Here is an 8,344-nt window from a genome sequence, read left to right on the forward strand (position 1 = left end):
GCCGCGCTGCGCCGCCCGGACGGCGGGACCGACCTGCCGCCCGGCTTCGACCCGCGGTCGCGCCGGCTGTTCGCCCGCGCGGCCGTGCTGGACCGGGTGCTCGCCCTGGCCGGGGAGAGCGCCCCGGGCGGGGCGGTGAACACCTACGAGGCGCAGCAGCGGGACGCGGCGCTGCGGCCGTTGACCACCGCCTGCCGGCAGGCGCTGGTGGCCGCCTGCAACGCCCCGCTGCGCCCCTGAGCCCGAGGGCTCAGACCTCGTCGATCAGGTCGGCCACCGAGTCGACGATCCGGGACGGCCGGTAGGGGTAGCGCTCGGCCTCGGCGCGGCTGCTGATCCCGGTGAGCACCAGGATCGTCTCCAGCCCCGCCTCCAGGCCACAGAGGATGTCGGTGTCCATCCGGTCGCCGATCATCGCGGTGGACTCGGAGTGCGCGTCGATGGTGTTCAACGCCGAGCGCATCATCATCGGGTTGGGCTTGCCGACGAAGTACGGCTCCACGCCGGTCGCCTTGGAGATCATCGCGGCCACCGAGCCGGCGGCCGGCAGCGCGCCCTCCACCGACGGGCCGGTCGCGTCCGGGTTGGTGCAGATGAACCGGGCCCCGTCGTTGATCAGCCGGATCGCCTTGGTGATCGCCTCGAAGCTGTAGGTGCGGGTCTCCCCCAGCACCACGTAGTCGGGGGCGAAATCACTGAGCACGTAGCCGACCGCGTGCAGGGCCGTGGTGAGCCCGGCCTCGCCGATCACGTACGCGGTGCCGCCCGGCCGCTGGTCGGCCAGGAACTGGGCGGTGGCCAGCGCCGACGACCAGATCGCCTCCTCCGGCACGTCCAGCCCCATCCGGGCCAGCCGGGCCTGCAGGTCGCGCGGCGTGTAGATCGAGTTGTTGGTGAGCACCAGGAACGGCTTGCCGGAGGCGCGCAGCCGCTTGACGAACTCGGGCGCGCCGGGCACCGGCTGGCCCTCGTGCACCAGCACGCCGTCCATGTCGGTGAGCCAGCTCTGTACCGGCTTGCGGTCATGCATGTGTCGTCCCCAGGGGGTGTCGGAGGTGGTCGGGCTCAGGGACGGCGGGCCGGGGGCACACAGCACAGCGCCGGGCAGGTGTCCCAGGTGGGCAGCTCGCCGAGCCGGCGGCGGAACCGCCCGCCGTCCGGGGCGGTCCGTTCCAGCACCAGCTCGCGGACCATCGCCACGAACCGCGGGTCGGTGCCGGGCGTGCCGGCGCGGACGAAGTCCAGCCCGAGTTGCTTGGCCGTGTCGAGGGCCTCGGTGTCCAGGTCCCAGACCACCTCGAGGTGGTCGGAGACGAACCCGATCGGACTGACCACCACGCCGGTCACGCCCTGGCCGGCCAGGGCGGCGAGGTGGTCGTTGATGTCCGGCTCCAGCCACGGCACCTGCGGCGGGCCGGAGCGGCTCTGCCAGACCAGGTCGTACGGCAGGTCCGGCGCGGCGGCGGCGTGCACCAACCGGGCGGTCTCCTCGAGCTGGGCGGTGTACCGGCCGCCGTGCGGGCCGGCGGTGGCGGCCGCCGACACCGGCACCGAGTGCGCGGTGAACACCAGCCGGGTGCTGTCCCGCCGGGCCGGGTCGAGCTGCGCCAGCGCGGCCCGGACCGCGTCGGCGTGCGGCTCGACGAAGCCCGGGTGGTCCCAGAACTGGCGCAGCTTCTCGATCAGCGGGGCGTCCGGGCCGACGGCGGCCCGGGCCGCGGCGATGTCCTCCTGGTACTGCCGGCAGGACGAGTAGCCGCCGTAGGCGCTGGTGACGAAGGCGAGGGCCCGCTGGATGCCGTCGTCGCGCATCTGCGCCACCGTGTCGGCGAGCATCGGGTCCCAGTTCCGGTTGCCCCAGTAGACCGGCAGGTCGACGCCGTGCGCGGCGAAGTCCTCCCGGATCGCCGCGAGCAGGTCACGGCACTGCTGGTTGATCGGCGACACCCCGCCGAAGTGCAGGTAGTGCTCGGCGACCTCGGCGAGCCGCTCCGGCGGCACGCCCCGCCCCCGGGTCACGTTCTGCAGGAAGGGCAGCACGTCCTCGGGCCGCTCGGGGCCGCCGAAGGAGACCAGCACCAACGCGTCGTACGCCATGAGGCCATTCTCCCCCGACGGCCGTGCCGGTCCGGCGACCACCCCGGGTCGAGCGGGTTTCGCGCCCGGTGTCAGGCGCCGATCGCGTGGTAGCCGCCGTCGACGTGGACGATCTCGCCGGTGGTGGCCGGGAACCAGTCGGAGAGCAGCGCCAGGCAGGCCCGCGCGGCCGGCTCCTGGTCGGTCAGGTTCCAGCCCAGCGGGGCGCGCTCGGCCCAGGCGGTCTCGAACTGGTCGAAGCCGGGGATGGACTTGGCGGCGATGGTGCGCAGCGGCCCGGCGGCGACCAGGTTGCTGCGGATGCCCTGCTTGCCCAGGTGCAGGGCCAGGTAGCGGGAGGCGGACTCCAGCCCGGCCTTGGCCACGCCCATCCAGTCGTAGACCGGCCAGGCCTTGGTGGCGTCGAAGGTGAGGCCCACCACGGCGCCGCCCGCCGACATCAGCGGCAGCGCCGCCATGGCGAGGGACTTGTAGGAGTAGGTGGAGACCTGGAGCGCGGTCGCCACGTCCTCCCAGGGCGCGTCGAGGAAGCCGCCGCCGAGGCAGCTCTGCGGGGCGAAGCCGATCGAGTGCACCACCCCGTCGAGGCCGTCGACGTGCTCGCGTACCCGGTCGGCCAGGCCGGCCAGGTGCTCGGCGCTGGTGACGTCCAACTCGATCACCGGCGCCGGCTCGGGCAGCCGCTTGGCGATCCGCTCGACCAGGGAGAGCCGGCCGTAGCCGGTGAGCACGACCTGCGCGCCGTTCTCCTGGGCGAGCTTCGCCACCGAGAAGGCGATCGAGGCGTCGGTGATGACGCCGGTGACCAGCAGCCGCTTACCGGCCAGGAGTCCGGACATTGTGCTATCTCCTCCGTACTTTCTCAGTGGCCCATGCCCAGGCCGCCGTCGACCGGGACGACGGCGCCGGAGATGTATCCGGCGGCGTCCGAGGCGAGCCAGGTGACCACGCCGGCCACCTCCTCCGGCTCGGCGAAACGGCCGGCCGGGATGGCCTTGCGGTACTCGGCGCGCCGTTCCTCGGGCAGCGCCGCGGTCATGTCGGTGTCGATGAAGCCGGGCGCCACCACGTTCGCGGTGATGTTGCGGCTGCCCAGCTCGCGGGTGATCGAGCGGGCCACCCCGACCAGGCCGGCCTTGCTGGCCGCGTAGTTGACCTGACCGACGCCGCCGTAGAGGCCGACCACCGAGGAGATGAAGATCATGCGGCCCCACTTGGCGCGGAGCATCTTCGTCGAGGCCCGCTTGGCGACCCGGAACGCGCCGGTCAGGTTGGTGTCGAGCACCCGGGTGAACTGCTCCTCGGACATCCGCATGAGCAGCGTGTCGTCGGTGATGCCGGCGTTGGCGACCAGCACCTCGACCGGGCCCAGCTCGGCCTCGATCGCGGTGAACGCGGCGTCCACCGACTCGGCGTCGGTCACGTCACACCGCACGCCGAACAGTCCCGCCGGGGCCTCGCCACTGCGGTGGGTCACCGCCACCCGGTCACCCTGCTTGGCGAAGGCCTGCGCGATGGCCAGGCCGATTCCCCGGTTTCCGCCGGTCACCAGCACGGTACGGGCCACGGTTCCCCCTCTGCTCAGCTGATCTCCCAGTCGGTGGCGAGCCTAGGGGTTACCGGCAGGTAAGCGCTAACGCGGGCGGCCCGCCGGAAACCCCGCCGGCCCGGTCGGGCCGGGGTGCGTGGACCGGTCGGCCGAGTGCGTGCCGCCGGCGTGCCGGGTGTACGATGATCGACGTTTGCGGGCAGTGGATTCGCCCGCCGTCGAGCCCCGCCGACCGCAGGAGGTGATCGCTGTGCGAGATAGCGATCCTCCCAGTCGTGGCCGGGCCGACCGTCAGCCCCGCTGAGCCACGACTCAGCCGGCGCGGCTGACCCCGCTCCCCGCCCCCCGCACCGCCCCGATCTCCTCGGCCGTCCGCCGGGGCGACCGTGCCGCGCGGCCCGGGCGGAGCACCCCGGTCACGACTTCGTGTGCGTACGTCCTGATCCACCCCCCGCGGTCCGTCCCGCCCGGACCGTCCGTCGCCACGGAGCAGTCCCATGAGCCGTTACGTCGCCCCGCTGGGCTTCACCCTCGCCGCCGTCTGGGTGGCCGTCCTCTTCGTCCTGGCCGGCGGCGGTCACTGACCGCCACCGGCCGGTCCCGAGTCGTCCCGCCTCAGATCAGGCGGGACGACCAGAGCAGGCTCAGCCCGCCCGCGCAGAGCGCGAGGAGCAGGGCGATCCCCGCGTACCACTGGGTGATCTCCCGCGGCTCGGTCCGGAACCCGATCGAGCTGCCCATGTCCTGGTAGACCTGCTTCAGCTCGCTGACCGAGGCGGCCTCGTAGAAGTAGCCCTGGGTGGTCTCCGCGAGCTGCGACAGCGCCATCCGGTCCACCGGCACCCGCTGGAGCTGTCCGCCGATGTCCACCTGGCCGGAGTCGGTGCCGAACGCGATGGTGGAGACCGGCACGTTGGCCGCCTGCGCCGCGGCGGCCGCCTCCTCCACCGACCGGCCCGAGGTGCGGTACCCGTCGGAGAGCAGCACGATCCGGGCCGGCGGGATGCCGGCCGCGCCGTCCGCCGGCACCGAGCGGATCGCCTCCAGGCAGGTGAAGACCGCCTCGCCGGTGGCCGTCGCCTCGGCCAGCACCAGGCCGTCGATGGCGGTGGTCACCGCTCCCCGGTCCTTGGTCGGCGGGACCAGCACGTTCGCCGACTTGGCGAACGAGACCAGCCCCAGGTTGTAGCTCTCCGGCAGCTCGCCCACGAACTGCTTGGCCGCCTCCTGCGCAGCCTCCAGCCGGTTCGGCGCCACGTCGTCGGCCTGCATCGACAGCGACACGTCGATGGCGAGCATCACCGTCGCCCGTTCGAGGGGCTCCTTGGTGTCGATCGCCGGCCGGGCCAGCCCGGTGGCGAGCACCAGCAGGCAGAGCAGGAAGGCGGTGGCCGCCGCGTGCCGCCGCCAGCCCAGCCCCTTCGGCGCCAGGGTGCGCAGCAGGTCCACGTTGGTGAACCGCATGGCGTACTGCCGGCGGTGCAGCTGCCGCCAGACGTACGCGGCGGCCAGGGCGAGCACCGGCAGCACGGCCAGCAGCCACCACGGTTGCAGAAAACGGATCATCGGGTCGTCCCTCGGGTACGGGCGTGCCGCTGCGCGGCCACGAAACGCACCATGTCCAGCAGCCAGTCTCGGTCGGTACGCAGTCGCAGGTGGGCCGCGCCGGCGGTGCGCAGCTCGGCGGCGATCGCCGCGCGCTGGGCGGCCGCCGACTCGGCGTACCGGCGGCGCAGGCCCGGGTCGGCGGTCTGCACCTCGTGCAGCTCCCCCGTCTCCGGGTCGACCACCGGCAGCACCCCCACATCGGGCAGTTCCAGCTCACGCGGGTCGACCACCTCGATGGCCAGCACGTCGTGTCGGACCCGCAGCTTACGGACGGGCCGGCCCCACTGCTGCGGCGGCGCGAGGAAGTCGGAGATCACCACCGCCACGCCCCGCCGGCGCGGCGGGCGGTTGAGCATGTCGACGAGGACGCCCAGGTCGCTGCGGCCGGGCCGGATCTCGGTGCCGGCGATGGCCCGCAGCAGTCCCTGCGCCTCCTTGCGCCCGCCCCGGGCGGGCAGCCGGTGCAGCGTCCCCGGCCCGGCGGGCGGGCCGCCGCCCCGCCACCGGCTGACCGGCGCCGGCGCGCCCGTGCCGACCACGGCGCCGATCCGGTTGCCGCCCCGGACAGTCAGGTGGGCCAGGGCGGCCGCGGCGGCGATCACCACGTCCCGCTTGAGCCACTGCCCGGTGCCGAAGTCCAGGCTGGCCGAGAGGTCGACCGCCAGCCAGGTCTCCAGCTCCCGGTCGGCCACGGTACGCCGGACGTGCGGCATGGTGGTGCGGGCGGTGACCGGCCAGTCCATCCGGCGTACGTCGTCGCCGGGGCGGTACTCGCGGGACTCCCCCGCCTCGCTGCCCGGTCCGGGCAGCAGCCCGGCGTAGTCGCCCTGGAGCAGCCCGTCCAACTTGCGGGTGACCATGAGCTGCAACCGGGCGAGGACGGCGCCGGAGCGCTCGTTCCCGGCCGGCAGCCGGGTGGGTGGGGTCACGGCCGCTGCCCGGGCCAGCCGCCGTGCGGCACGGCCGGTGGCGGCGGCGTGGCCTGCTGCCGGGGCGCGACGGCGGGCAGCGGGATGGTCGACATCACCCGGTGCACGATGTGGTCGGCCGGCACGTCGTCGGCGAGCGCGTCGTAGCTGAGCACCAGCCGGTGCCGCAGGATGTCCGGGGCGATGTCCTGCACGTCCTGCGGCAGGGCGTAGTCGCGGCCGCGCAGCAGGGCCAGCGCCCGGGTGGCCCGGACCAGACCGAGCGAGGCGCGGGGGCTGGCGCCGTACTGGATGAGCTGCGCGACGTCGGGCATGCCGTGCTCGGCGGGGGCCCGGGTGGCGAGGACCAGCCGGACCGCGTAGTCGACCAGCGCGTTGTGCACGAAGACCTGGTCGGCCTTGTGCTGGAGCGCGATCAGGTCCGGGGTGTCGAAGACCCGCGCCGGCTCGGGCGGGGCGACGCCCATCCGGTAGACGATCTCGCGCTCCTCGGCGTCGGTGGGGTAGCCCACCACGATCTTCATGAGGAACCGGTCCCGCTGCGCCTCCGGCAGCGGGTAGACGCCCTCCTGCTCGATCGGGTTCTGGGTGGCCATCACCAGGAACGGGTCCGGCACCCGGTGGGTCTCGCCGCCGATGGACACCTGGCGCTCGCCCATCACCTCCAGCAGCGCCGACTGCACCTTCGCCGGGGCCCGGTTGATCTCGTCGGCGAGCAGGAAGTTGACGAAGACCGGGCCCAGCTCGACGTCGAACTTCTCGCTGGACTGCCGGTAGATCCGGGTGCCCATGATGTCGGCCGGCACCAGGTCGGGGGTGAACTGGACCCGGGCGAACGACCCGCCGACCACCTTGGCCAGGGTCTCCACGGCGAGCGTCTTGGCGACGCCGGGCACCCCCTCCAGCAGGCAGTGGCCGCGGGCGAGCAGGGCCACGAACATCCGCTCGACCATCCGGTCCTGACCGACGATCACCCGCTTGATCTCGAACAGCGCCCGCTCCAGCAGGGTGGCGTCCTGGGCCGGAGTGGTGGTCGCCGGAGGCGGCGCGTCCGGCGCGGCCTCGGTCGGGGTCGGGGCGTCGGGCGTGGTCGGCTGGGCCACCGGTCCTCCACAGCTTGGTCGTCGTCGCGGTGTGGTGCGTATCAAGACTGTCATGCCTCGCTGAGAGCCGAGGGCGGGAGAGGGACGATTTTCGCCGCGCCGTCCGGCGGCCCGGAAAACCCTGAACACGGGTGGACAACCAGGGGTCCGGCGTGTGTACGATTCATCCCGTCGCCGGGCGGCTCCCCCCGTGGCCGCCCGGCGCTAAAGCTCCCGGCGTGCGGCCCTAGACTCGCCCCGGTGACCACTCCCGCTCCCCCCGACGAACCGCTGATCTGTTCGGCGCGGGGATGTCGCGCCCCCGCCGTGTGGGAGCTGCGCTGGAACAATCCCCGCCTCCACCCGCCGGAGCGCCGCAAGACCTGGCTGGCCTGCACCGCGCACCGCGGGTCGCTGGGCGACTTCCTCGACGCGCGCGGCTTCCTGCGCGAGGTCGTACCGGTGCCGGGATCGCCTACGCTCGAAGGGTGATTGAGCGCAGCGGATCACCCGGGTGAACGGTGACGACCTCGCCGGCCGGCGGCCGGCCCCGACCGGCCCTCTGGAGCCCTGGCCGGAGACCGTCCGGTGGCAGCGGATCTCCCACGACCTGATCTGGGTGGAGCTGATCCGGCTCGGCATCCTGCTCGCCGTGGCGCTGGTGGTGCTCGGCGTGGCCTGGGCGGTCGCCGGGCACTGGCTGTTCGGTGCCGCGATGGGTGTGGCGCTGCTGCTGGCCGCCTGGCGGGCGGTCACCATCGTCCGCGCGGTGCGCGCCTGGGGCTACGCCGAGCGGGCGGACGACCTGCTGGTCCGGCACGGGCTGCTGGTGCGGCGGCTGTCCATCGTGCCGTACTCCCGGATGCAGTTCGTCGACGTGAGCGCGGGGCCCCTGGAACGCGCATTCGACCTGGCCACCGTGCAGCTGCACACCGCCGCGGCGGCCAGCGACGCCCGGGTGCCGGGCCTGCGACCGGCCGAGGCGTCCCGGCTGCGCGACCGGCTCACCGCGCTCGGCGAGGACCGGGCGGAGGGCCTGTGAGCTCCGGCCCGGCCGAGCCGGAGCCCGGCGCCCCGCC

General features: G+C 73.9%; 9 protein-coding genes and 1 pseudogene. 3 read left to right on the forward strand and 7 right to left on the reverse strand.

Features of this window, described 5'->3' with window-relative positions; translation table 11 throughout:
• Positions 1-240: pseudogene (locus B0E53_RS30140) on the forward strand (hypothetical protein); the annotation flags it as partial.
• Between the two features lie 10 nt (positions 241-250).
• Here the strand turns inward: B0E53_RS30140 and B0E53_RS30145 are convergent.
• The 7 genes from B0E53_RS30145 to B0E53_RS30175 form a co-directional block, all read right to left on the reverse strand.
• On the reverse strand, positions 251-1,117 hold the full coding sequence (locus tag B0E53_RS30145; RefSeq protein ID WP_210406271.1) for an HAD-IIA family hydrolase: 867 nt from the start codon (positions 1,115-1,117) through the stop codon (positions 251-253).
• A complete protein-coding gene (locus B0E53_RS30150) occupies positions 1,066-2,097 on the reverse strand; it encodes a ferrochelatase (RefSeq protein ID WP_107079099.1) in 1,032 nt (343 codons plus the stop codon). Before B0E53_RS30150 ends, B0E53_RS30145 begins: the two co-directional genes overlap by 52 nt.
• A gap of 71 nt (positions 2,098-2,168) precedes the next feature.
• The gene (gene fabI, locus B0E53_RS30155) at positions 2,169-2,936 is read right to left on the reverse strand and encodes an enoyl-ACP reductase FabI (RefSeq protein WP_107079100.1); all 768 of its coding nucleotides are present in this window, start codon (positions 2,934-2,936) and stop codon (positions 2,169-2,171) included.
• 23 nt (positions 2,937-2,959) lie between these two features.
• Positions 2,960-3,664, reverse strand: coding sequence for a beta-ketoacyl-ACP reductase (locus tag B0E53_RS30160; RefSeq protein ID WP_107079101.1), 705 nt, complete (start codon positions 3,662-3,664; stop codon positions 2,960-2,962).
• 597 nt (positions 3,665-4,261) lie between these two features.
• Positions 4,262-5,212 (reverse strand): VWA domain-containing protein, encoded by a 951-nt coding sequence (locus B0E53_RS30165; protein WP_107079102.1) that lies wholly within the window; start codon positions 5,210-5,212, stop codon positions 4,262-4,264.
• The gene (locus B0E53_RS30170; protein WP_168215449.1) at positions 5,209-6,201 is read right to left on the reverse strand and encodes a DUF58 domain-containing protein; all 993 of its coding nucleotides are present in this window, start codon (positions 6,199-6,201) and stop codon (positions 5,209-5,211) included. Before B0E53_RS30170 ends, B0E53_RS30165 begins: the two co-directional genes overlap by 4 nt.
• The gene (locus tag B0E53_RS30175; RefSeq protein WP_107079104.1) at positions 6,180-7,286 is read right to left on the reverse strand and encodes a MoxR family ATPase; all 1,107 of its coding nucleotides are present in this window, start codon (positions 7,284-7,286) and stop codon (positions 6,180-6,182) included. The genes B0E53_RS30170 and B0E53_RS30175 overlap by 22 nt, the downstream gene beginning before the upstream one ends.
• 240 nt (positions 7,287-7,526) lie before the next feature.
• Here B0E53_RS30175 and B0E53_RS30180 point away from each other — a divergent pair, with 240 nt between their 5' ends.
• Both B0E53_RS30180 and B0E53_RS30185 read left to right on the forward strand, forming a co-directional pair.
• A complete protein-coding gene (locus B0E53_RS30180; RefSeq protein WP_107079105.1) occupies positions 7,527-7,757 on the forward strand; it encodes a hypothetical protein in 231 nt (76 codons plus the stop codon).
• Positions 7,758-7,779: 22 nt separating this feature from the next.
• Positions 7,780-8,307, forward strand: a complete 528-nt coding sequence (locus B0E53_RS30185; protein ID WP_107079106.1) for a PH domain-containing protein — start codon at positions 7,780-7,782, stop codon at positions 8,305-8,307.
• Positions 8,308-8,344: the final 37 nt, after the last annotated feature.

This window comes from Micromonospora sp. MH33 (genome assembly GCF_003013775.1).
GTDB lineage: Bacteria > Actinomycetota > Actinomycetes > Mycobacteriales > Micromonosporaceae > Micromonospora > Micromonospora fulviviridis.